The organism is Actinomyces minihominis (genome assembly GCF_900187855.1).
Classification (GTDB): domain Bacteria; phylum Actinomycetota; class Actinomycetes; order Actinomycetales; family Actinomycetaceae; genus Scrofimicrobium; species Scrofimicrobium minihominis.
This window is the reverse complement of record NZ_FYEG01000001.1, coordinates 170,627-192,592: the sequence shown is the minus strand read 5'-3', so window position 1 is coordinate 192,592 and position 21,966 is coordinate 170,627. Positions and strand designations below refer to the sequence as shown.

Genomic DNA, 21,966 nt, shown 5'->3' with positions numbered 1-21,966 from the left:
GCGTGCTACGATAGTGGCATGAGTCTGAGCGAAATACCCGTGGAGAGCTTGTCTCAGCGCGAGCTGCGCAACGAATCTGGCCGTGTTTTTCGCCTTGTGAGTCAGGGGCAGCCGTTCATTCTGACGAATCATGGCGTTCCTGTTGGCCGCATTGTCCCGCTTGATGCTCAGCCGGCCGGGCTGCCGATTGTTCGGCCAGCCAAGCGCGTCGGCGGCTGGGCGGCACTTGCACCTCAGCCGACCCGCAGTGACCGTGCGATGTCGGACATCATTGACGAGCTTCGGGAGGACCGCGTGTGAGCGCCCCCCTTGTTTACGTTGACACTTCGGCGCTCGCCGCACTCCTCATACGCCAACCTGAGACTGAGGCGTTGGTGGAGTGGCTTGACCAAGTAGATGCCAACCTAGTGTCGAGTGATCTTCTGGAGACGGAGCTGCGGCGGGTTGCGGTTAGGGAGGAGCTTGACCAAGCCAGAGTCACCGCGATCCTTGATGGCGTCTCGTTGGCAGCGCTTGATCGTGCCGTTTACCGTTCGGCCGGGTTGCTGCCGATGCGGTACCTCCGGACTCTTGACGTGCTTCATTTGGAAGCGGCTATCCGGCTTAGCGTCGACGCCGTTCTCACCTACGACCACCGACTCACAGAGGCGTCCGCAGCTGCTGGGTTCGATGTGGTTGCGCCTGGTCGAAACACTCGGCAGCGGCACTAGATTTCAAGCAGAAGGTCGAGTTTCTGCGGCGATCGCGTGTTGCCACCTCTGCTGGTGAAGGATCATCCTCCTAATGGCTGGTAACCAGCGGCTTCCACGTGAGGCCGTCACTGCTTATCCATTTGTTCACGCCACCGGAGACCACCCAACTAGCGTAGCCGGTGGTGAGGAGGAAGACGCCGTTGTCGTAAACGAGATCATGGAAATACCGCATTTCCTCCGGGATTGCGGCGGACTGCAGGTCTGCAGGCTGCCAAGTACGGCCATCGTCAATGCTGACCATCAGTGAAAAATTTGGACTGGGTGCGAACGCTGCCAGAAGAAGGTGCTCCACCCTCACAAAATCGGTGAAGGCAGCATCCTCAACTATCGTTGCGCCAAGAACCCACGGCCCATTCGAGCGCTGAGCAAAGGCGTAGGTTCCTTTTTGGCCAAGTGATGAAGCTGTTTGGACGATCCCCAAGTTTCCGCTTGAAGCAACGACGTTTTCAGCAGGATAGACGTCGGGCGAGGTTTTGATCTCTGAAGGAGGCGGTGTAGACTGCGGTGATTGCGGACCTAGTGAGGCCTCAGGTGTCAGGTCGTTTGACAGTGCAGCATCGGGCACGCCGAGCCCCAACTGTTCAGCAGAGACGCAGGCCCGTTCCATTAGAAGACCACCGTTGTACAGGTGGTAGCAGGTGGGCGGGTAGTCGCCCCTGGTTCCCAGGTAGGTTGAACCAGCCGCGGCCACTTCCTCCACGACTTCATTCTGGATCAGCGCCGTGAGCAGTCCCCACCCGCTCACAACGACAACACCGGTGACCCCTGCGAGCGCACTCAACACTCGGAACGCTCTACCCAGGGGACTTGGTGAGGTAGACGAACGGACGAGGAAATAAAGAGCAAAGGCTGCACAGGAGCCGGCGCAGAAGGCTAGAAAGAGCAGAACCAGTGTGGCTCCAGGAAGAAGCTGCTGGAAGCTCTTCCCGGAGGGGCCCCACGTGAGGATCGCACCAACCGGCAGGAGGAGTGTATAGCAACCTAAGAGCAGGCTGGCCGAAGCCGTCGCTGGCGGGCTTGAAGCTGGCCGCTCCATCTGCCGCCGCAAAAGTTGGTGGCGAATGAGAACCTGTTGGAGCGCAGCCACGACCATTGTCGGAATGTAGGCGAGGACGGCTAGAGCTGCCAGTTCGCCCTCGCCCTTCACTCCCAGAACGAATGCCAAGATACTGATAATGAGTGGCGCTGGAGACAGCGATGCGATCATTTGGGGAATGGTCAGAACCGTCTGGCTTCGCCAGATCAGGCGGTGCTGGCCGTAGAGGGTCACTAGTGGGAAGACTACGGGAATTCCGTAGAGAAGGAGTGACCCGAGAAGTGATATCCCTGTTGAGCAACCCCAGTTTTGCAAGTTGCAGGGCTCGTCTGGTGTGGGGAGGCGCTGTCTGAGCGAAAGCCACCAGGCGATGGCAAGCAGTGCGGGCAGGCTTGCCGAGAAAAGAGCGGTTCTCAGCGTGGCTTGCACCGACTCAACCATGCGCTTGAGCCTAGCAGCAAGGTGGTGCTGGCAACCCACCCGAGCTCACTTTCGATCCAGGAACCGCTCACTGAGGTGACGTGTCGGGGCGGCTTATCTCTGATGGTTGTTGTGTCCAGAACGTGGTGGAGTTCCGCTTCAACGTTTGATGTGAGCTGATTCTGCTTCGGGGACCCCGTCGATCTTCGTAATCGGCGGGGCTTCGTTATCTTGTTCTGGTCTTTCCGCATCGAAAAATGAGAGCGATCATAGTTGATAGCAGAGGGGGGGTGGCGCTGATGTCATCCATCATCGTGCGTGGTCTCGATGACCACGTGAAGCAACAGCTCGCATCGCAGGCGAAGGAGCACGGGCGGTCCATGGAGGCCGAGGTTCGTGACATCCTGACGAAGGCCGCTCGACGGCCACGCATTGGCATGGTTCTGCTGTCTGTGGCACGGGACGTCGGCGGGGTCGATGAACTGCCGATTCCGACGCGCGATGACGTCGCAAGGGCGGTGGACTTCGAGTGATCATTCTTGACACAAATGTCATCTCGGAGATCTTTCGTCCCTCGCCGGAGCCTCGTGTCGTCGAGTGGCTCGTGTCCCTGACGGGCGACGTCGCGATCACCTACATCACTCTCGCGGGGCTGATTGCCGGTGGGCGCAGGCTCCCGGACGGCGGACATAAGGACGAGCTACGCAGAGGATCGAGGAAGCGGTCGCACCGTATCGGGGAAGCCGATCAGTGCTTGCATTCGATGATGACGCGGCGGAGCTCGATGACCTTCGCGTTCCACCCGGCAACCGGCTCGAAGCGCTGAAGGGCGACCGATCCGGTCAGTAGAGCATCAGGATCAACGACCCGTCCGGAATGCTAGCTGCATATGAATCACGCAAATGAGTTGAGAACACTTGTCTGTGCCTATACTCGCAAGAAAGTCAGTGTGTTGATCGACTGACTTAAGTCGATTAGATCTGCAACATTTAGATCTGCAACATTGCAGCGGGACAAATAGAAACAAATAGAAAAGGTGTAGAGCAAGATGACTGCACAAAAACCAATGCCAGATTTTGTGGGGGAGGCGAAGGCTCTTCAGAGCGACCTCGTCAATCTACGCCGAGCCATTCACGAGGAACCTGAGCTGGGCCTGGACAACCCAGAAACCCAGAAGCGGATCCTGGAAGCCCTGGAGGGACTGCCACTGGAGATCACTCTTGGGAAGGGACTGAGTTCGGTGGTCGCCGTGCTTCGGGGTGGCAGGGAAGGTCCAGCCGTTCTACTGAGGGGAGATACGGATGCCCTACCTCTCCAGGAAGAGACCGGCTTGCCGTACGCTTCTAAGTTTGAGAAGACTGCTCACGCTTGCGGTCATGACATGCACACGGCAGGACTGGTGGGAGCTGCGAAACTGCTTGCTGCTCACCAAGAGGATCTGCCAGGGGATGTAGTCTTCATGTTCCAGCCCGGTGAAGAGGGCTTTGGTGGTGCCGAGATCATGATTGACGAGGGCGTACTGGATGCCGCCGGAAAGCAGCCCATAGCAGCTTATGCCTTCCATGTAGGTCCCGGCCCACGCGGAGTCATTGCCACCAAAGACGGCACCGCGACAGCGTCCTCCAATCAGATGTACGCGACGATTCGAGGACGTGGAGGACACGGATCCCAGCCTCACAGAGCGATCGACCCGGTGCCCGTTGCGGCGCAGGCGATCCTTTCCATACAGGCGTTCGTCACCCGGATGATGAATGCCTTCGACCCGGTTGTCGTGTCAGTGACCCAGGTGAGCACCGGCGGAAACGCTGTTAACGTGATCCCAGAAGAAGTGACACTTGGGGCGACGATTCGTACCCTTACGGACCAGAGTGTTGACCACCTCGAGACCGGGTTGAAGCAACTGCTGGAAGGGGTGGCCTCTGGCTACGGTTGCGAGGTCGATTTTGAGTTCAGGCGAATCTATCCGCCAACCGTCAACGATTCTGCCACCACTGATATGGCGGTTGAGGATCTGCGCTCAGTCTTCGGCGAGAAGAGGGTTGTGGTGGTAAATGAGCCGATGATGGGATCCGAAGACTTTGCTTTCGTGGCAGATAAGATCCCCTCGACCTTCGCAGGTTTCTTCACGACCCCTCCAGAAATGGATTACGACAAAGCCGAGTTCAACCACTCGCCGCGGGCAGTGTTTGATGACGGGGTGCTCAATGAGCAGTCCGCGGCTCTCGCGGTGTTGGCGTACGGACGCCTGCTGAGGGCGGCCCAGGAGAACGAGGACTGAGTTCGGATCTCCAGAGCGTGAGGGTTCCGAGTCTCCGCCGGTGGTCTTCTGGTGTTACCCAGTGAAGCGCTGGCGGAGCGGCAGGCCGAGATCGCCAAGGAGAGTTGGCAGCCCCCGGCAGCGCGCGCGGCGCAGGCCGAGCAGGCGGCGGCAGAGGCCGCCCGCCGCGAGGTGATGCTGGGCGAGTACGCCGCGAAGTGGATCGAGACCCGCACGAACTCGCGCGGGGAGCCGCTGCGGCCCCGCACCTTGGAGAACTACGAGGGATACCTGCGCCCGGCAGGTGTGGCCACGAAGAAGGACAAGATCGGCAAGGGCGGCCCGCTCGCCGAGATGGTCGTGCGCAGGCTCGGCGAGATCACGCCCGAGATGGTGCGCGACTGGCGTGCGGCCCAGATCGAGACGGGGCGCGTCTCGCAGACCTCTCGCGCCTAGGACCTCATGAAGTCGGTGCTCAAGACTGCTGTTGATGACGGCATCCTCGAGAAGAACCCCTGCCAGATCAGGGAGGCTCGACGGCGTCGACCGGCAAGAAGGTGGAGCCGCCGACCGATGCCGAGCTGGACGTGATCCTGTCGAGCATCGACGAGCGCTATAAGGCGCTGGTCGTGCTCGCTTGCGGTGCCGGGCTGCGCTGGGGCGAAAACACCGAACTGCGGGCGAAGGATGTCGTGGTCGAGCGCGACGAGGCCGGTGAGGTCGATTGCGTGCGCATCAGCGTCTCCCGGCAGGTCGTGTACACGAAGAAGAACGGGCGCGACGTCGGCGAGGTCAAGACCCTCGCAGGCGTGCGCAACGTCGTCGTCTACGGCGACGATGCCCGCATCATCGCCGAGCAGGCCCGTGGGAAGATCGGTAATGCCCTGCTGACCACCAACCACGACGGCACCGGCTGGCTGCCGCAGACCTCGTTCTGGCGGCACTGGCACAAGGCCGTCGTCGCCGCCGGACGGCCCGACCTGCCGTTCCACGGGCTCCGGCACTTCGCGGGCACCCGCTACGCGCAGACCGGTGCGACCCTGAAGGAGACGATGGATCGCCTCGGGCACTCCTCCGTGAAGGCGGCGATGCGCTACCAGGCGAGAGGGAACCGCGACGACGAGCTGGCCCGCCGCATGGCCCAGCAGCGCGCGAGCTGATCGGTTGGCGCGGGCTCTGCGCGGGTCTGTGACGGTGCCCCGCCCCCGCTTCGCGGGTGCGGGGCACCGTCGTGCCGCCGGTGCTGCGCCGGGACGGGCGGCACTGCGGAAACGGCGCTGCCCCAAGTCTTATTCGCATTCGGGGGTTTGGGCGATCAGGCCGCTTTTGTGTCCGTGTAGCTCATCTCAAACTCTCCGGGGGTGAGTTTGTCGAGGCCGGGTTGACGGCACCGACCGGTGCGGCTGGGCCTACCAGGAAGCTCGCGCACACGCCTAGGCATGTTTACTCAAGCTGTGCGCTGCTACTTCGCCATTTAGTTCGCACTCTTCAGCACGCAATACCGCGAATCACTTGCTGGCACGACCCTGGCTTGAACTCGTGTTCTTACTGGGCTACACGCCCAAACTGCGTTGGCCACTCACAGCACCTTCCGGCCTATACTTTAGCTATGAGAATAACCTTTCTAGCGTGCGTGACGACCGCTCTCGCGTTTTCACTTCTTGGATGCTCAGCCCCGGCTGACCAGCACGATACCCCTTCCCCTGCCGAAGCCACCACGAAGGCCCCAGCCGAGCATGCTAGCGCTGACGGCGACTTCTCATTCGCCCATATTAAGTCTTGCGATGACGTACAACCGTTCGTGGCGACTTGGGTGGAAGGGCTCAACCCTTATGACTGGAACAGCGTTTCCGAGACTGATATTCACTGCGGCTGGGAGACGCCGCCAGAGGACGTCACGCCAGATAATGCTCGGTCGGTGGAAGTTAGATTCGCGGCGATCTCGGAGCAGCCCGACTACAGCCCGTTAGAGGGCATGGCAGGCTTCGAGCGCGTCAGCGACGAATGGGTAACCGTGAACAACGGTGACGCGTTCACGATGACAGTCGACATCGGCATCTCTGCCGTCATCGGAACAACAATTTGGGTGCCAGGCGTCGAAGTAACAGTGTCAGGCGGGCGCTGGGCAGAGCTTCCTGAACTGGACGGCCCAGCGGGGCTAGAAATCGCCAAGCAGATTCTCGCCTCCTAGAACACCACACGACCTCAGACCAAGACCCCACCTTCTCACGCGAGCGCCTGACGAGCGAAGGGATCCTCTCACCGTCAGGTACTGCACCAGACGGGTGTCGAGGGCTCCACAAAAGGGTGTACGCAGGATTTGCGGCGGATCAGCGGTCAGAAGTGGCGGAATCACGCGGCAGAACGAGGTCGCGAGGCTGGCGAGAGCGCGTACACCCTTTTGAAACGCAAGAAGCGAAAGGGTGTACGCACTTTGGTACATGGTTGCGGCGGTCTCGCGACTAACTCGCGTGCGTGCGCGTGAGCAGAACGCTGGTAAACCAGGAGAACCGCCCGCCCGGTCGATTGCTCGGGTTTCGGTGGGGACTGGTGCGTCTACACCCTTTACCCTTTTGCTCGAACCTCGATCCTCTGGCTCTCGTCTGAAGTTCCGCGAAAGTGGTACGCGGTGCGTTTCTGCGACTGGATTCTGGTCGCTCCGGCAGTGCCCACGCTGGCTATGATGAGCCTCAAGGAGGTCAGCAAGGCGAAGAACACCGGAGCTTGCAAGCGCGTTGGGCTAGTCAAGGATCGTGACCAGAAGAAGAACTCTCGCACGGGACTCTGGGACAAATACAACAAACGCGGCGATTACGTCGGGACGAAAAAGTCCGGCGGCCCTTTCAAAGCCGTCGTTCGACTCGTGGGCCGCAACCCGAAACGTGGCTAGGCCATGGCTGAACTGATCTACGAGGGCTGCGATGAAGTTATTGAGAGCGGCCATATGGACTTCAATGGTGAAGAGTGCTTCGAGGTGAGCGGCGGGCCCACCTATTGCTGCGGCCAGATGTACGAGGACGGAGAGGCGTTCTGCAGAAGCTGCGGTGAACCTCTCTAGATCAGCCACACCCTGAGGCGCGAAACCTCGGGGTCTCTACCCTCACGCCTTCACACCAGACGGGCTCGTGTACTGGGCCGACGCCGCGTGCTGCGGCGCGGGGCCCGGTGCCACAGGCACAGGCTGCGGCTCGAACTCGGCGCAGAGAGCGTCATGTGTGAACTCCGAGCTGGGCGCTGACGCCTTGCGGCGGCGCATCCGGCGCTTGGGTGTGGTCTCGTCGCGCATCCGGTAGGTGATGCCGGTCACGGTGTTGCCCTCGGCGTGACCGGAACGGTCGCCGCTCTTGACGGCGTGATCGTGCTCGACGACCTCGACACCGCGAGCGTTCGCCTCGGCGACGAACACGGCCATGCTCGGCTTCGCATGAGCGAGAGCGGCGGCATGGGCCTCGGCGACCGCATCGCCGAGCTGCTGGGCGAACTGATTGTCCGCGGCCTTCTCCCCAAGGACTCCCCTGGGGACACGAACCTGGAGGCTTGGGTACCGGAAGAGGAAATGCACGCTCTGTACGAACGTTTTTTGCTCGAGTACTTCAAGTCTCACCATCCCCAGTTGGTTCCGTCTGCGCCTAGGGTTCCTTGGGATTTGGGCGAGGGCCAGCATGTTCACAGTCAGCTACCCGCTATGAGCACTGACCTGGTTTTACGCAAAGGCAACAAACGTTTAGTTGTCGACGCCAAATACTATTCGCAGCCATTGGCGCAAGGGCGTCACGGCAAGCGAACGGTACGTTCCGACCATCTTTACCAAATCTTGGCCTACGCAAAGAACTTGGATGTTGATCAGGATGGGACAGTGGCCGGCCTGTTGTTATACGCGAAAACGGACGACAAGGAACACCCCAATCTTGAAGTAACGATCCAAGGCACTCGAATCGCAGCCAATACCTTGGACCTCAGTGCGCCGTGGGAGCACCTAGCAGACCAGCTCAACCGCATCCCGCAGCGGCTGAGCTGATCGCACCAACCCCGTCAGTCCCGCACTGCCTGCACCACCCCTTCGGCAGAAATCAGCATCCCCAGCGCCGGCAAGTCCGGCCCATGTAGCACGTGGTCCAGCGCGCGCCCTGGGGACTCCGACTGCGCCACCCGCCGAACCCACGGCTCCCACGCCTTCGCATCAAGCCGGAAGTCCGGAAACGGCTGCCCGTACCACTGCTTGAAAAGATGCCCATGGGCTGCCTCATCCAGCTCATTCCGCCTGTGCTTCTCCGACAGCAACTGAGCCAGCAGATAATAATAGAGCGGTGTAAATCCAGCCTCATGCAGCTCAGCAGCCGTTTCCTTCCACACCTGCGGGACGTGATCGCCACCGTTAACAACACCCCTAGCAATAAACGTCATAATGCCCGCCCCCGGAAACAAAGGGCAGTGATCCAACATGTACCTAGACCACGCGTACCGATCAGCCTCAGGCACCTCACCCCACGCCTCCGCGGGGTCCCGACCATCAGCTCTCTCAACATCAGGATTAACTGGAAAAACAAACATAGGAACATTCCTCACCGGATCCCAGCGCAAACACACCAAGACCCATCGACTTGCATGAACGTCTGCTCATGCCGGTTCTTCCCCCGGGGCACCCCGCTCGATGGAGAGGGTTGCCGTGCAGCCAGCCAGGTACTGAAAGCTGCAACTCTTGAACCTACGAAGATCTTAACACGGGCGGCCGACACCCGGTGAAGTGAAGGGGGCAGTCAGGGCGGCTCTCTGAGGCACCGCCCTGCGCGTCTGACCGGAGAAGCTGTCGAAACAGGCCCGGCCTACCGCAGCTGCCAGGCCGTCTTACGGCAGAAAAGGCCAAGGCACCCCGTTCGCTTCGCGGCCAAGAAACGGGTTCAGGCGTGGAAGACTCAGCGCCCCACATGCCAAAACCAAGGTCGCCCGAGCCCGCGCCGTGCGTCCCACTGGATTTGGACCTAAACCGCGGACCGCCAGACACGGAATGAGCTCAAAAGGAGGGCATGCAGCGGTGCAGTCAACAGGCACGACTCGCTTCGATCGATGTCGACCCGACCCGCAGGTGCGGGTGGTGTACGCGATGCGAAAGGACATAGGGATCAGCCGGCCAAGGCCACCGAGGGGCACCCGGGGCCGATGGTGACCCAGGGACCCTCGGGGCCACGATTGGCACCGCACAGTGCAATGAGCGTTCGTCCGGCTTCGCGTTCTGTGATGTGCCAGAAGTAGCCCTCCATGGCAACACCACGGTGCGCTTTGGTCGGGTCCCCGAACGGAAAGTCGGCTCCGGTAGCGCGATACCTTTTCAACAGTTTCATGCCCAAGTACAGCATGGGCACCCCCACCTGTCGATTGGTGGTTGGAGGGGATTCCCCCGGGTGGTTCCGCCCCTTCACTGTGAAGCCAACGTTATGATGTTTCCATTTATCCCCTGGACAGAAAACCGGATGCAGCCGTGCCTGAAACTAAAGACCTCGAACGTCAGCATCACAGCGATCCCCTTTTTCCGGGCCCAAGGGTTCGAGGTCGAGGAAGAGCGAACCGTCTTGGTGAACGGGGTCAAACTGCAGAACTACCTGATGGTCAAGGTTTTGACGAGTCACTGTGACTGAGGAAACTAGCCGATTAGATCACGCCTGAACTGAGCCTTTAGTCAGGTTGGTCTGCTGCTTCTGCACCTTAATCTGAGGGTATTTAAACCAGTAGATAGAGGTAGAAATGGCTAAGAAGGTAATCGTTATCGGCGGTACGGGACTACTTGGTTACCACACGACTCTGGAGCTCTTGAGCAAGGGGTACGAAGTCACTTCGCTCGCCCTTCCCCCGCTTCCTGTCGAAGACCTTTTCCCCGAGGGAGTCGAATCTCTGTTCGGCAACCTCAACGATATGAGCGACGAGGAAATCCTCGCGATCTTCAAGGGCGCCTATGCGGTCTTCTACGCCGCTGGGGCTGATGAGCGTGTGACACCTCCGGCACCGTCCTCATACTTCTTCTACGAACAGAATGTTGTCCCCACCCAGCGCATCGCCCGACTGGCGCGTGAAGCCGGGGTCAAGAAGTTCGTCCTCTATGGGTCCTACACGGCACGTTTTGCCGAGGAGTGGCCAGAGCTGGGCTATGCCACCCGCAACGGGTACCCGCGCACGCGCCTCCTCCAGGAAGAGGTGGCCTGCATAGAGGGCGCCGGTGAAATGGACGTGATGACACTGCGTCTGCCGTTCATCTTTGGCACCATGCCGGGACGGACCCCGCTGTGGCAGATGTTCATCGACATCGTTCGTAAACAGCCCGAGGTCGTTGTTGTCCAGGAGGGCTCGACCTCTTCGGTCACAGTTGGTCACGTCGCGCAGGCTGCGGTGGGAGCCATGGAGAACGGATCCCATGAGGGGCGCTACGCCATCAACATGCATAACCTGTCCTACCGGGACTTCCACAGGATCATCTGTGAGGAGCTTGATCGTGATCCGGCGCAGGTGATCACAGTGCCACTGGAAGCCGTGAAGGAAACCATGGAGGGCTACGATGCCCAGGCTGCCTCAGCCGGCGTCGAACATGGAATCCACCTGGCTGACTCAGCCGTGTTCCAGTCCCGTGATGCCGTCACAGATCCGGCTGAAACGGTGGAGCTGCTGGGCTTGCGTGAAGAGTCTGTCGAGGATGCTATCCGTGAGAGCATCAGGTACTGCTTGGCCCAGGAGGCGAAAGCCTAGATCCCGGGTAAGGCAATGGGGGCCCTGTAACAGGGGCCCCCATTGGTTTGTCTTGGCTCTAGACTGAGTTACTTGCGCGCGGCGTCCTTAGCTGCGGCGTGACCGAAGACGATGCCCTGGGCAATGGTGGCGCCAGCACCCGGGTACACGTGACCGAAAGCGTTCCCCGCGGTGTTACCGATGGCGTAGAGGCCGGGGATAACGGTGCCGTCCTCGCGCTGAACACGACCGGATCCATCAGCCATCAGGCCACCACAGGTTCCCAGGTCGGACAGGGAGATGTTGACGGCGTACAGCTTGCCACCGAGAGGACGAAGGTTCGCGTTCGGCTTCTGGGTCGGGTCACCGTAGTAGCGGTCGTACGCGGAGTTACCGCGCTCGAAATCACTGTCGATGCCGGCCTCGGCCATGGCGTTGAACTCGCTGAATTGTTCGAGGAAGGATTCGACTGGAACGCCCATCTTTTCGGCAAGCTCACGGGGAGTGTCACCGGAAACGACGATGCCCGCATCATACCATTCCTTCGGGAACGGCATGGTCGGGAAGATCGAACCGGCAAAGACGTAACGGTTGCGGTAAGCCTGGTCGACGACCAGCCACATTTCTTCGATCGGGCGACCGGCAGCACGGTTCTCCAGGACGGTCTGCCCGAAGACCATGTAACCGGTGGCTTCGTTGACAAAACGACGTCCTGTCTCATCAACGATCATCGATCCGGGAAGAGCACGCTCGGCTAGCAAAACGCCCGGCCTGTCACCCTTGTTGATCGGGGTAACGCCAGGGAACCACCAGGCTTCATTCATCAGGCGGGTACCTGCGCCGAGGCGCTGAGCCATCCAGATGGCATCGCCCTGGTTCTCATCCACACCCAGGCTGAGGTCCTGGGTGAGGGACTCGCCCTGGTACTTGCGGCGGGCCTCCATGTTGCGCTCGAAACCACCGGCGGCAAGAACCACGCCTCGTCGGGTGCGAACGGTAACCTTCTTGCCATCCTGTTCGAGGACGGCGCCAACGACTGCCCCATCTTCCTCAATGAGGTCGACGAGGGAGGTGCGGGTCCACACCGGGATACCGGCCTGAACCACACCGGCAAAGAGACCGGCAGCGAGGGCCTGGCCGCCCGCTGTGTACTCGCGTTTGAAGGCTAGGCCGCCAATACCCTGAACGGCGCGCTTGATGATCTTGGGCCACGACTTCAGCGGGGTGCGGGCCATCAGGTTCATCCACTTGTAGTCGGCTCCGGTGACCGGCATGGGGATGGGGGCTTCCATGAGGCCGCCGCGCAGGCGGGCCCGTTCTTCGCCGAGGACGGAAGCGTCAAACGGCTTCGACTCGCAGGTACGACCGATGGCGGCGCCGCCGGGGTTCTCAGGGTGGTAGTCCGAGTAGCCCTCAGCCCAGAAGAACTCCAGGGGGGTGGTGCGCTCGATCATCTCGATTGCTTCGGGGCCGTTCTCTAGGAAGGACTCCCAGCGATCCTTCGGAGAGTCCTCGACGATTGCCTCAAGGTACTCGTGTCCCTGCTTCACCGTGTCATCAAAGCCGTCGCGGATGAGGGCCGGGTTGCCTGGGATCCAGTAGGCGCCACCGGACAGGGCGGTGTTACCACCTACGACTTCGGACTTTTCGGCGACCAGGACGTTGAGGCCGAGCTCGTCTGCCGAAAGGGCGGCAGCCAGGCCGGTGCCCGATCCGATAACTAGAAGGTCGACCTCGGTATCGTGTGCAACAGGACCCGAAGGGACAACAGATTTGCTCATGGTTTTTGGCTCCACTCTGTCTATTTAGTGTCGTCCTCCATGACGACCAGTACCATTGTGTAGCGAAACTAGCCGATCGGCAAGTAGATTTACTTTCTATGAGCGCTGAACTTTCTACCAGGGACCGCATCGTTGACGTTTCACTGGCACTTTTTGCCAAAAACGGTGTTCATGGGACCTCCCTCCAGATGATTGCAAACGAGATGGGAGTTACAAAAGCGGCTGTCTATTATCACTTCCGCTCGAAAGACGGCATTGTTGCCGCCGTCCTCGAACCGGCAATCACAGGTCTCCAATCTCTGGTCGAGGCGGCCCGGGGAACTTCCGAACATGAGGACCGTGTGAGAACGGTGGTTGAGGGACTTGCGGATGGAGCCATCGCCAACCGGAGTCTCTACGCGGTCATGCTCAGCGATGTTGCTGTTATCTCCCTTGTGAGGAGTGAAGGAAGTCTTTTTAGAGAGATGCGAGAGCAGCTTCTTGGGGACAACCCCGACCCCATTCGAAGGGTGAAGGTGGGAATGTTCCTTACGGGTCTGGTGGCGCCCGCCGTCGATGAAACCCTCAGGGATCTCTCGGATGAGGAGATTCATCGCGGGATCGTTGCCCTGGGCATGGAGGTTGCAGGCTAGGGGGCGGTGTCGCCACGAGCTGGATGCGCGGCCCCGGGTCACCTAGCCGACTCTGAGGATCTTTTCCATTGGGCGTCCCTTGGCCAACTCGTCAACCAGTTTGTCCAGGTAGCGGATCTTCTGCATGAGGGGATCCTCAATATCCTGGACGCGGTATCCGCAGATGCTGCCGGTGATCAGGGAGGCGTTGGGATTGAGGTCCACGGAGGCAAAGAAGTCTTCGAGCGTGGTGCGAGCCTCAAGGTGCCTGGCAAGGTCGCCGTCACCCAGGCCGGTGAGCCAGTTAATGACCTCTGTCAGTTCAGCCTCGCTGCGCCCCTTCTTTGTCACCTTGGTGAGGTAGAGGGGGTAGATGTCTGCCAGGGGTATGTCAAAGATCCTGTGACGGTTCACTGTGTGGCGTCCTCGTCCTCGGTCAAATCCTTTTCCATGATGGTGCCTCCGTTGGGGGCGATGGAATCGGTGCGCTTCCACCCCAGTTTCTCCCAGAACTCAAAGGTGTCCTCGGTGGTCAGGTAGGCATGTGTGGCGCCGGAACCCCTCATGACACGGGTGGCGATTCGGACCAGAACGGAACCGACCCCGTGCCTGCGGAAGCCAGGGTTGACGTGGATCTCGCGGATCATGCCCCACCCCGGGCGTTCGTTCCAGTTGCTGTTCTCAGAGTCGATCTGAAAGTTGATGAATGCAATTGGGTCGCCCTCTTCGACCGCAAGCAGGATGGGGGCGATGTTTTGCTTCGAGAGTTCGGTGTACTTGGGGATAATCTCGTCCCGGATCATCTCCTCTGAGAAGGGCGCTTTAAAGTCGCCCAGGAAATAGTCGAGGAACATCTCTGAGAAGGCGCGGTGGCGCTCTTCGCTATATAGCTCAATCTCCATGGGGCAACTCTAGGCAGGGTGAGCATGGTCCGGGCAATGGACACCTTTCAGTGATCTGCGTCACGAGTGGTACTTTTTTCCCATGGACGTTACTGGAATCATAAGAAAGAAGGGAAGCGACGTTGTCTCGCTTCCTTCAACTGCGACGATAGCCGAACTAGTTTCCCTGCTGTGGGAGAAGAGGATTGGCGCAATTGTCATCCTGGATGAGGACTCCCTGGCGGGCATTGCCTCTGAGCGTGACGTGGTTCGCTACCTGGCCGGCGCAGGAAGCGTGGATGATCCGGTGACGGCGATCATGACCACAGCCGTCACCACGTGCTCCCCGGATGACGAAGTGAAGGAACTTGCCACCGTCATGACCAACGGACGCTTCCGTCACCTGCCGGTGGTTGATGGTGGTCATCTTGTCGGGATTGTATCGATTGGTGACGTTGTCAAGGCGCGCCTCGATGACCTAGAGGCAGAGCGTGATCACCTTGAGAGGTACGTGCACTCAGAGAGTGCGTTTGCGCAGCGCATGAACTAGTCCCATGAAATTTGGGATTATCGGAACCAACTTCGTCAGCAGTTGGTTCGTTGAGGCCGCACGGCAAACCAATGGTGCGGTGGTTCCCCACGGCGTTTTCTCTCGCACCATAGAGGGGGGTGCCGCGTTTGCGCAGCAGCATGGGCTGGCCGCTTCTTACAGCGACCTCGATGGGATGTTCGAGGACGTCGACGCCGTCTATGTTGCCAGTCCGACCTCGGCGCACGCAGGACAGGCGCTTGCGGCCATTGCCCGCGGTAGGCACGTCCTCCTCGAAAAGACCATGGCGGAGAACGCTGAAATCACGCGGCGAGTTTTTGCGGCAGCTGAAGATAAGGGTGTTGTGGCGATGGAGGCGACCAGAAGCCTTCACGCCCCCCATCACGAGCTAATAAGGCAGGCTCTCCAAAGACTTGGAAAGTTGCGCTACGCACACCTGGAAAATCTCCAGTACTCCTCACGCTATGACCGGCATCGGGCCGGTGAGGCACCCAACGCATTTGATCCGGGCCTGGGTAATAGTGCGGTAGCGGACATAGGGGTCTACTGCCTCGAACCGGCACTCGATTGGTTCGGAATCCCGCACTCCACCAGTGGAACCAGTGTGCGCCTTGAGAATGGCTTTGAAGCACTTGGATCCATCCTCCTTGACTACGGTTCGATGCTGGTTGACATCGTTTACTCGAAAGTCATCTCCAGTGTCACTCCCTCAACGATTGTGGGAGAGGGTGGAGCGCTCACTATCGATAACTTGGCTCAGCCGTCACACATAGAGCTCATTCCACGCATAGGAACGCGTGAGGTTCTGCTTGATGCTCCACACCCTGCTCCGGTTGAAGGCATGCACTTTGAACTTGAGGAGTTCGCAAGGCAGGTCCAAATGGGCGGCACAGAACCCCGCTGGAGGGATATCACGATTGCCGCCCGAGAAATCATGGATGAGCACCTAGCTCGTTCAATGTGACGAACCCGGGCCCTCCGGAGCTGAAGGAAACCACAAAGGTGCAGTCCAGAGGGGGTTGGAGCCCCCGTAGCGTAGGGTAACTTCCACCCTGGGATGCCACATATAAGTGGCCTAACCTATGAGGTCGTATTTGTAGGCCCCGTCCGGAACGGTAGTCTCATGTCGAAACTCCGTGATTCCGAGGTGTGGGCTGAGTACGCCCGGGATCTCGGCGATATCCTGCACAGTGTTCGACGAGACCGGGAAATGTCGCAGGAGAGCGTAGCCTACGCCGCGGGTCTTTCGAGGTACACCTATCAGCGCCTGGAACGTGGGCTGGATAGCCAGGGTGCCACTGCCAACCCGACCCTCACGACGCTGGTAGCCATTGCGAATGCCCTCGATGTGGGGGTAGAGGATATCCTTCCGGCCCGAGATCTTCCAGAGTTTCACTAGGGCGCTGGGCACGGGGGCAGGTTCACCCCTAGTAGGCCAGCACAGTGCCCAACTGGCGGTAAAGCCGTTTGGCGCTCTCGCGAGTCAAGGTGAAGGCGTTCTCATCACCGCCGATGAAAACCCACTCTTCCTGGGCGATATCCGGGCCCGGGGATCCCTGGTGAAACTGATACTGGAAGAGGACGACTTCGAGCACCTCGTTTTCAACCGTGGCTGCGCCGACCCCCCACTTGCGCAAGGTGACGGCAGGAACGGGAGCCTGCCTAGTTGAATGGATGTAGTCACTGAAGTCATCGCCAAAGGCCGGCTCTAGTTCACCCGAGGAGAAGTCCTCGTGCTCTCGGCTACACCATGATGGGCAGTCATCAGGTGGCATCTGCATCTCCTTAGGTCCGAAGAGTGGTCGGTGCGACCAAGAATGCCGATTTACGGTTTGCATCGCCACGGTGGGTGATGGAGCCTGTGGAGAACCGCGAAGTGTGAGAACTATCAGTCAACGTGTCCCAGAGGCATCCCCGTAGTGTCGAGTCCTGCCTCAAACCGACTAATCTGGCTACATGACCCCAGAAGAACTCGGTAGGCTAATCCGCCAGACTCTCCTTTCGGCTTCCACCGAAGGAGACATTGCCATCAGTGAAGAAGATGTCCCAGTAGAGATCGTGGTTGAGCGTCCTCGTGTTCGCGAGCACGGGGACTGGTCAACCAACGTTGCGATGCGCCTGGGGAAGAAAGCGGGCATGAACCCCCGTGAACTAGCAGAGCTTCTTGCTGCCCGTATTCGTGAAGAGGACGGGATCGCAGCCGCTGAGGTCGCAGGCCCAGGCTTCCTGAATTTCCGCCTTGATGCCGCCTCAGCTGGGGAACTGGCTCGAACAATTCTTGAAGCCGGTACGACCTACGGCTCGAATGACGCCCTGGCCGGTCAGAAGATCAACCTTGAGTTTGTCTCGGCCAACCCCACGGGCCCGGTGCATCTGGGTGGGGCTCGTTGGGCCGCCGTGGGTGATGCCTTGGCGCGCCTCCTCGAGGCTTCGGGCGCTGATGTCACCCGCGAGTACTACTTCAACGATCACGGGGCGCAGATCGATCGCTTTTCTGCCTCCCTCCTGGCGCGCTCCCGCGGCCAGCAGCCACCCGAGGATGGTTACGGCGGCCTCTACATTACTGAGATTGCCGACAGTGTTCGTGCAGTAGAGGCAGCTGCGGGTCGGCCGGATCCCGCCACCCTTGATGATGCGGAAGCCCTTGAGGTGTACCGCCGCGAGGGTGTGGCGATCATGTTCGAAGAGATCAAAGCTCGCCTCGCCGACTTCCGCGTCGCATTCGATGTCTACTTCCATGAGGACTCCCTTCATGAGTCGGGTGCGGTTAATCGCGCTATCGACGCGCTTCGTGATCGGGGTGTCATCTTTGAGAACGACGGGGCACTGTGGCTGCGTTCAACCGATTTTGGGGACGATAAGGACCGTGTCCTCATCAAGTCTGATGGGGAGCCCGCCTACCTTTCGGGAGATGTTGCCTACTACCTGGATAAGCGTGAACGCGGAGCAGACACCGCCATTTACCTTCTCGGGGCCGATCACCACGGTTACGTGGGGCGCATGATGGCAGTCTGTGCGGCGCTCGGGGACACCCCCGGAGTCAACATGCAGATCATCATCGGTCAGCTGGTCGACCTGGTGAAAGATGGCGTCGCGGTTCGTATGTCGAAGCGTGCCGGCAACGTAGTGACCCAGGAGGACCTGGTCGACGCGGTTGGCGTCGATGCTGCACGCTATGCGATGGTTCGTGTTTCGGCTGATACCAAGTTGATTATCGACCTCGATATTCTGACCCAAAACACCAACGACAACCCTGTCTACTACGTGCAGTACGCCCACGCGCGCACCTGCTCGGTGGCGCGAAATGCTGCCGAGCACGGTGTATCAAAGGAGGCCGGGTTCCACCCGGAATTGCTGGATCACCCCGCTGATAAGGAACTGCTCGGGGCGCTGGCCCAGTTCCCGGCCCTGGTGGCACAGGCGGCCTCTCTTCGAGAGGCACATCGAGTGGCGCGCTACCTCGAATCTTTGGCATCGACGTACCACGGTTGGTACTCACAGTGCCGCGTGACACCGCGGGCGGGGGAGGAAGTCACCGATGCCCATGTTGCACGTCTCTGGCTCAACGATGCGGTTTCCCAGGTGCTCACCAACGGCCTCGGACTGCTGGGGGTCACCGCGCCCGACCGGATGTAACGGAGCTCCTAGGCTGAAAAATGCCTGTTCTCACCGAACCCGCTCTCAAAGCGGGAGGTGAGGGAGGCAAGTTCTTCGAGGTAGGTGCTTTTCCAGTTCTCGTAGGGGTTGTTGACAAGCTCATCATTGGAGAACCGGGAGTCTCCGGTGATCTCGGCTGTGACAAACGAGGGGATTTCGAGGTTAATCACAGGGGAGGTTCGTTCGCATTCGGCGACGATCAACGGTCGATTCTCACCCGTGAACTCGTCGATAACCCAACCGTCCTGGCCGAGCCAAACTCCGAAGCGTCTTTTTGCGAGAGTGAGGCCCCCCAGGAGGCTCATCTGCACGCCGACGCCAACATCAATGGGACGTTCTGCCTCGTAGCGGGTTCCTCCGATGTAGGGGCCCTTGACGGTGAGCATGCAGAGGTCAAATCGGTCCGCAAACAGCGCAACTGCTTCCTTGCCTTCGAGATCCATGGGCAGAATCTCTTCGGGCTGTGTTGCTTGGAGACGAACTCGCAGTCCATACCCCTCTGATGCAAGGAAGTAAGTTTGGACGATCACGTCTGGCCTATTATCAACAAGTAGTTCAGTGGGTAAAGAGAGCGCGATAAAACGGCGCTCGTACTCGAAATCCGTATCACCGGTGTGCATATCATCACCGTAGTCCATGGTGCGATGTGGTGTTTTGCCGCAGGTGGCAACGGAAGGATTTAGTGTGGCTAGGGGAAGTTCGGAACTACGGGGTCAGTGGGTTCCATTCAGCATCATTCTTGCCGTTGGCTTTATGACCCTGCTTGATGTCTCGATCGTGAACGTTGCACTTCCCTCCATTGAATCCAGCCTGAACGCGGGATCCCAGGAGATCCAGTGGATCGTTGCGGGCTACACCCTGACCTTCGGCCTCACCCTGGTTGCCGCCGGTCGTGCCGGAGATATTTTTGGGCGCCGCAACCTCTTCATGATTGGTCTGGCGGGATTCATCGCAGCTTCAGCAGGGGCTGGTTTCGCTACCGACGACACCATGCTTGCCGTCATGCGACTTGTTCAGGGTGTCTTTGCAGGCATCCTCAACCCGCAGGTCCTAGGGATGATGCAGGACATGTTCCGCGGGGCAGCTCGAGCCAAAGCTTTCGGTGCGTTCGGTGTCATCGTCGGTGTCTCCACCGCCATCGGCCCGGTGCTGGGTGGTGCGCTGGTGTCTCTGGCCCCTGTTGACATCGGTTGGCGTCTGGTTTTCCTGATCAACCTCCCGATCGGTCTCGTCGTTCTACCGCTCGCAGCCAAGTACCTTCCAAACCTTCCCGGCCATAAGGGAGAGGGACGGTCACTGTTCCGAATGCTTGATCCCATTGGTATCCTGCTTGTTTCCGTGACAGTGCTAGCGGTCATGGTGACCTTCCTCGACTCCGAGGGAAGTGGAGATTCTGCGAGTGGTGCTAGCCGGTACTGGCTGCTGGGCGTGGCAGCGCTAGCCGCCCTCGCCACCTACCTCTGGGAGAGATGGTCCTACAGCCGTGGGGGAACCGTGCTGCTCGACCCCCGTCTGGCCCACAACCCCTCCTTCGTCCTCGGAGTCCTCACCTCCTCCTTCTACTTCGCAGGGTTCTCGTCAATATTCCTTACCAGCACCATGTACCTGCAGCAGGGAATGGGTTGGTCACCCTGGTACGCGGGCCTGGCTGCCATGCCGTTCGCGATCATCTCAGGATTTGCGTCGGGGCTCTCCGGGCGTCTGGTCACGGTTCACGGCCGAAACATTCCCATCGCCGGAGCACTGATTGTCTCCATCTCCATTGCTTTGCTGGCGGCCAGTGCCCAGTGGGTTCCGCTCCCGGTTCAGCCATTTGCAGTCATTCTCTTCATGTCTGTGGCCGGATGTGGTTCCGGTCTTCTGATATCACCGAACCAGACCCTCACCCTCGAGGATGTGCCCGGCGAGGTTGCCGGTATTGCCGCGGCACTGCTACAGACCTTCCAGAGGCTCGGTGCCGCAGTTGGACTTGCCGTCGTTTCCAGCATCTACTTCCGCACCCTCAACACCGTTGAGTCCCCTGACCAGTCTGGAAAAGCAATGGCCGCTGCGTCAATCGTGACAGCAGCAATCGTGTTCCTCTCCTTCCTGTCTTCCCTTGCTGACAAACTAAGGCGTGGGCGCGGTGCCCATAGGGGAAGTAGAGACCGGGAGGGGTAATGAGGATTCGTGCTGACCGTGTCAAGGTAATGGTTCCAGCCACAACCGTGGACTTCGGGCCGACCCACGGCGCACTCGCGATGGCGCTTGGTACCGCGGACGTCGTGACAATCCGAGCGGTTGCCGGTACCAGTCGGGTCCGTATCATCGATCAGACTCCGACCGATACCCCTGAGTACTGGCTCGCCGACCACGAGGTGGAGGCCCACCCGACGATCGCGGCGATTCGCGCTGTACTTGATGCCGTGGGGGCGCCACAGATCGGCATCCACCTCACCTATAGACAGAAGATTCCTGTCGGGGTTGGACTGGGTGATCTCGAGGCGCAAACTCTTGCGGGCATCTACGGCGCTTGGACGATCCTCGGTAAACCGCAGCGCTTGACAGAGGCAGCCCTAGTCGCGCTTGCGGTGAAGAGAGGGGGAGATGAGGCGCGTCTCCTGGCAGCTCTCGAGGCCCAGCTCGTCCTCAAACTACCCACCACACCGGGCGTCGCAGATCCGGACTACCCGGAGAGCTACCTGACCTTTGCAGTTGGGCCCAGGGTTGACCCGGTCGCCCTCGTCCCCGGTTTTACGGCCAGCGAAACCCACAGTCCAGAGCTTCTTCCTCGCGGAACATCGTTCCGCCGCTCAATGGCCAATGCCGCCCGAGCCAGCGCGATCATCCCCCTGCTGACAGACAGTGGGATAGGGGGGCACGGCGCTCCCGAGGCGGGTGGGGAGTACCCGTCTGAGGACGAGGCGAGCACCACTTGGCAATCGATGATGGTGAGGGTCACAACAGACGAGGTGCTCGAAGACCACCGCGAGTCTTTTTCTCCGGCTTCGGTCGCGTTGATCCACTGGCTACGCAGTCGTGGCTACGCTACTTTTCTCTCCGGTGCCGGACCCGCTGTTATCTGTCTCTGGCCCCTAAGCAAGGAGGTTAGGGAGGCCGTGGAGCAGTCTGGCTGGACCGTGTTAGGTCTGGGAGTTAGTTCAGAGGGTCTCGTCCTCGACGTGTGATCTGTGCCGTAGAAATGGTTAAACTACTCGCAGAAAAGACCCAAAGGTCCCAACTATGTGAGTAGTATGGAGCTGCAAGCGTGCCATGCGGGTTTTCTTCGAAGACCGCAGACTTTTGTAACTACTGCTTTCGCGCATTGCCA

At 59.8% G+C, this 21,966-nt stretch carries 27 protein-coding genes and 1 riboswitch; of the genes, 17 read left to right on the top strand and 10 right to left on the bottom strand.

What is annotated here, in order from left to right:
* The first annotated feature begins 39 nt into the window (after positions 1–39).
* The gene (locus CS903_RS00960) at positions 40–300 is read left to right on the top strand and encodes a type II toxin-antitoxin system Phd/YefM family antitoxin (protein ID WP_207203713.1); all 261 of its coding nucleotides are present in this window, start codon (positions 40–42) and stop codon (positions 298–300) included.
* The gene (locus tag CS903_RS00955) at positions 297–710 is read left to right on the top strand and encodes a type II toxin-antitoxin system VapC family toxin (RefSeq protein ID WP_099331676.1); all 414 of its coding nucleotides are present in this window, start codon (positions 297–299) and stop codon (positions 708–710) included. The genes CS903_RS00960 and CS903_RS00955 overlap by 4 nt, the downstream gene beginning before the upstream one ends.
* 70 nt (positions 711–780) lie before the next feature.
* On the opposite strand, the gene CS903_RS00950 is transcribed toward CS903_RS00955, so the two are convergent.
* Entirely contained in the window at positions 781–2,229 is a 1,449-nt protein-coding gene (locus CS903_RS00950) for a hypothetical protein (protein WP_129587551.1), read from the bottom strand.
* A gap of 278 nt (positions 2,230–2,507) precedes the next feature.
* Here CS903_RS00950 and CS903_RS00945 point away from each other — a divergent pair, with 278 nt between their 5' ends.
* The 6 genes from CS903_RS00945 (at position 2,508) to CS903_RS00920 (ending at position 6,656) form a co-directional block, all read left to right on the top strand.
* Positions 2,508–2,741, top strand: coding sequence for a FitA-like ribbon-helix-helix domain-containing protein (locus CS903_RS00945; RefSeq protein ID WP_099331674.1), 234 nt, complete (start codon positions 2,508–2,510; stop codon positions 2,739–2,741).
* The gene (locus tag CS903_RS09795) at positions 2,738–3,034 is read left to right on the top strand and encodes a PIN domain-containing protein (RefSeq protein WP_207203712.1); all 297 of its coding nucleotides are present in this window, start codon (positions 2,738–2,740) and stop codon (positions 3,032–3,034) included. The genes CS903_RS00945 and CS903_RS09795 overlap by 4 nt, the downstream gene beginning before the upstream one ends.
* Before the next feature lie 222 nt (positions 3,035–3,256).
* Positions 3,257–4,486: a M20 metallopeptidase family protein gene (locus CS903_RS00935; protein WP_207203711.1), complete on the top strand. Its 1,230-nt coding sequence runs from the start codon at positions 3,257–3,259 to the stop codon at positions 4,484–4,486.
* 51 nt (positions 4,487–4,537) lie between these two features.
* Positions 4,538–4,921 (top strand): hypothetical protein, encoded by a 384-nt coding sequence (locus tag CS903_RS00930; RefSeq protein WP_099331672.1) that lies wholly within the window; start codon positions 4,538–4,540, stop codon positions 4,919–4,921.
* 101 nt (positions 4,922–5,022) lie between these two features.
* Positions 5,023–5,625, top strand: a complete 603-nt coding sequence (locus CS903_RS00925) for a tyrosine-type recombinase/integrase (protein WP_164996629.1) — start codon at positions 5,023–5,025, stop codon at positions 5,623–5,625.
* A gap of 449 nt (positions 5,626–6,074) precedes the next feature.
* Entirely contained in the window at positions 6,075–6,656 is a 582-nt protein-coding gene (locus tag CS903_RS00920; protein ID WP_129587550.1) for a hypothetical protein, read from the top strand.
* A gap of 549 nt (positions 6,657–7,205) precedes the next feature.
* On the opposite strand, the gene CS903_RS09335 is transcribed toward CS903_RS00920, so the two are convergent.
* Entirely contained in the window at positions 7,206–7,532 is a 327-nt protein-coding gene (locus CS903_RS09335) for a hypothetical protein (RefSeq protein ID WP_164996628.1), read from the bottom strand.
* A 33-nt stretch (positions 7,533–7,565) separates the two neighbouring features.
* On the bottom strand, positions 7,566–8,072 hold the full coding sequence (locus CS903_RS09490) for a hypothetical protein (RefSeq protein WP_242491713.1): 507 nt from the start codon (positions 8,070–8,072) through the stop codon (positions 7,566–7,568).
* On the opposite strand from CS903_RS09490, the gene CS903_RS00905 reads away from it, so the two are divergent.
* Positions 8,022–8,483 (top strand): 5-methylcytosine restriction system specificity protein McrC, encoded by a 462-nt coding sequence (locus tag CS903_RS00905; RefSeq protein WP_099331668.1) that lies wholly within the window; start codon positions 8,022–8,024, stop codon positions 8,481–8,483. The genes CS903_RS09490 and CS903_RS00905 overlap by 51 nt on opposite strands.
* 14 nt (positions 8,484–8,497) lie before the next feature.
* Here the strand turns inward: CS903_RS00905 and CS903_RS00900 are convergent, their stop codons facing one another.
* Positions 8,498–8,869 (bottom strand): hypothetical protein, encoded by a 372-nt coding sequence (locus tag CS903_RS00900; RefSeq protein WP_207203710.1) that lies wholly within the window; start codon positions 8,867–8,869, stop codon positions 8,498–8,500.
* A gap of 188 nt (positions 8,870–9,057) precedes the next feature.
* Positions 9,058–9,170: riboswitch (SAM riboswitch) on the bottom strand.
* 415 nt (positions 9,171–9,585) lie between these two features.
* A complete protein-coding gene (locus CS903_RS00895) occupies positions 9,586–9,819 on the bottom strand; it encodes a hypothetical protein (RefSeq protein WP_207203709.1) in 234 nt (77 codons plus the stop codon).
* 385 nt (positions 9,820–10,204) lie between these two features.
* On the opposite strand from CS903_RS00895, the gene CS903_RS00885 reads away from it, so the two are divergent.
* Entirely contained in the window at positions 10,205–11,197 is a 993-nt protein-coding gene (locus tag CS903_RS00885; protein ID WP_099331666.1) for an NAD-dependent epimerase/dehydratase family protein, read from the top strand.
* A 68-nt stretch (positions 11,198–11,265) separates the two neighbouring features.
* Here CS903_RS00885 and CS903_RS00880 read toward each other — a convergent pair whose 3' ends face one another.
* Positions 11,266–12,957, bottom strand: a complete 1,692-nt coding sequence (locus CS903_RS00880) for a 3-ketosteroid-delta-1-dehydrogenase (protein WP_099331665.1) — start codon at positions 12,955–12,957, stop codon at positions 11,266–11,268.
* A gap of 98 nt (positions 12,958–13,055) precedes the next feature.
* Between CS903_RS00880 and CS903_RS00875 the strand changes: the two genes are divergently transcribed.
* On the top strand, positions 13,056–13,589 hold the full coding sequence (locus CS903_RS00875; RefSeq protein ID WP_099331664.1) for a TetR/AcrR family transcriptional regulator: 534 nt from the start codon (positions 13,056–13,058) through the stop codon (positions 13,587–13,589).
* Between the two features lie 42 nt (positions 13,590–13,631).
* On the opposite strand, the gene CS903_RS00870 is transcribed toward CS903_RS00875, so the two are convergent.
* Both CS903_RS00870 and CS903_RS00865 read right to left on the bottom strand, forming a co-directional pair.
* A complete protein-coding gene (locus CS903_RS00870; RefSeq protein ID WP_099331663.1) occupies positions 13,632–13,982 on the bottom strand; it encodes a DUF2200 domain-containing protein in 351 nt (116 codons plus the stop codon).
* Complete coding sequence (locus tag CS903_RS00865) at positions 13,979–14,470, bottom strand: GNAT family N-acetyltransferase (RefSeq protein WP_099331662.1); 492 nt, start codon at positions 14,468–14,470, stop codon at positions 13,979–13,981. The genes CS903_RS00870 and CS903_RS00865 overlap by 4 nt, the downstream gene beginning before the upstream one ends.
* A gap of 82 nt (positions 14,471–14,552) precedes the next feature.
* Between CS903_RS00865 and CS903_RS00860 the strand changes: the two genes are divergently transcribed.
* From CS903_RS00860 to CS903_RS00850, 3 genes are all read left to right on the top strand, one after another.
* Positions 14,553–14,999, top strand: coding sequence for a CBS domain-containing protein (locus CS903_RS00860; protein WP_099331661.1), 447 nt, complete (start codon positions 14,553–14,555; stop codon positions 14,997–14,999).
* A gap of 4 nt (positions 15,000–15,003) precedes the next feature.
* The gene (locus CS903_RS00855) at positions 15,004–15,963 is read left to right on the top strand and encodes a Gfo/Idh/MocA family protein (protein WP_099331660.1); all 960 of its coding nucleotides are present in this window, start codon (positions 15,004–15,006) and stop codon (positions 15,961–15,963) included.
* A 159-nt stretch (positions 15,964–16,122) separates the two neighbouring features.
* Positions 16,123–16,398: a helix-turn-helix transcriptional regulator gene (locus tag CS903_RS00850; RefSeq protein WP_164996627.1), complete on the top strand. Its 276-nt coding sequence runs from the start codon at positions 16,123–16,125 to the stop codon at positions 16,396–16,398.
* Positions 16,399–16,426: 28 nt separating this feature from the next.
* Here the strand turns inward: CS903_RS00850 and CS903_RS00845 are convergent, their stop codons facing one another.
* The gene (locus CS903_RS00845) at positions 16,427–16,774 is read right to left on the bottom strand and encodes a DUF6907 domain-containing protein (protein WP_099331658.1); all 348 of its coding nucleotides are present in this window, start codon (positions 16,772–16,774) and stop codon (positions 16,427–16,429) included.
* 181 nt (positions 16,775–16,955) lie between these two features.
* On the opposite strand from CS903_RS00845, the gene argS reads away from it, so the two are divergent.
* Positions 16,956–18,635 carry an arginine--tRNA ligase gene (gene argS, locus CS903_RS00840; protein ID WP_099331657.1) on the top strand — a complete coding sequence of 560 codons (1,680 nt, stop codon included), beginning with the start codon at positions 16,956–16,958 and terminating at the stop codon, positions 18,633–18,635.
* 8 nt (positions 18,636–18,643) lie between these two features.
* On the opposite strand, the gene CS903_RS00835 is transcribed toward argS, so the two are convergent.
* Positions 18,644–19,294 carry a CYTH domain-containing protein gene (locus CS903_RS00835; RefSeq protein WP_207203708.1) on the bottom strand — a complete coding sequence of 217 codons (651 nt, stop codon included), beginning with the start codon at positions 19,292–19,294 and terminating at the stop codon, positions 18,644–18,646.
* Positions 19,295–19,340: 46 nt separating this feature from the next.
* Here CS903_RS00835 and CS903_RS00830 point away from each other — a divergent pair, with 46 nt between their 5' ends.
* Both CS903_RS00830 and CS903_RS00825 read left to right on the top strand, forming a co-directional pair.
* The gene (locus CS903_RS00830) at positions 19,341–20,816 is read left to right on the top strand and encodes an MFS transporter (RefSeq protein ID WP_164996626.1); all 1,476 of its coding nucleotides are present in this window, start codon (positions 19,341–19,343) and stop codon (positions 20,814–20,816) included.
* Positions 20,816–21,823, top strand: a complete 1,008-nt coding sequence (locus CS903_RS00825) for a homoserine kinase (RefSeq protein WP_099331655.1) — start codon at positions 20,816–20,818, stop codon at positions 21,821–21,823. Before CS903_RS00830 ends, CS903_RS00825 begins: the two co-directional genes overlap by 1 nt.
* The last annotated feature ends 143 nt before the right edge of the window (positions 21,824–21,966 follow it).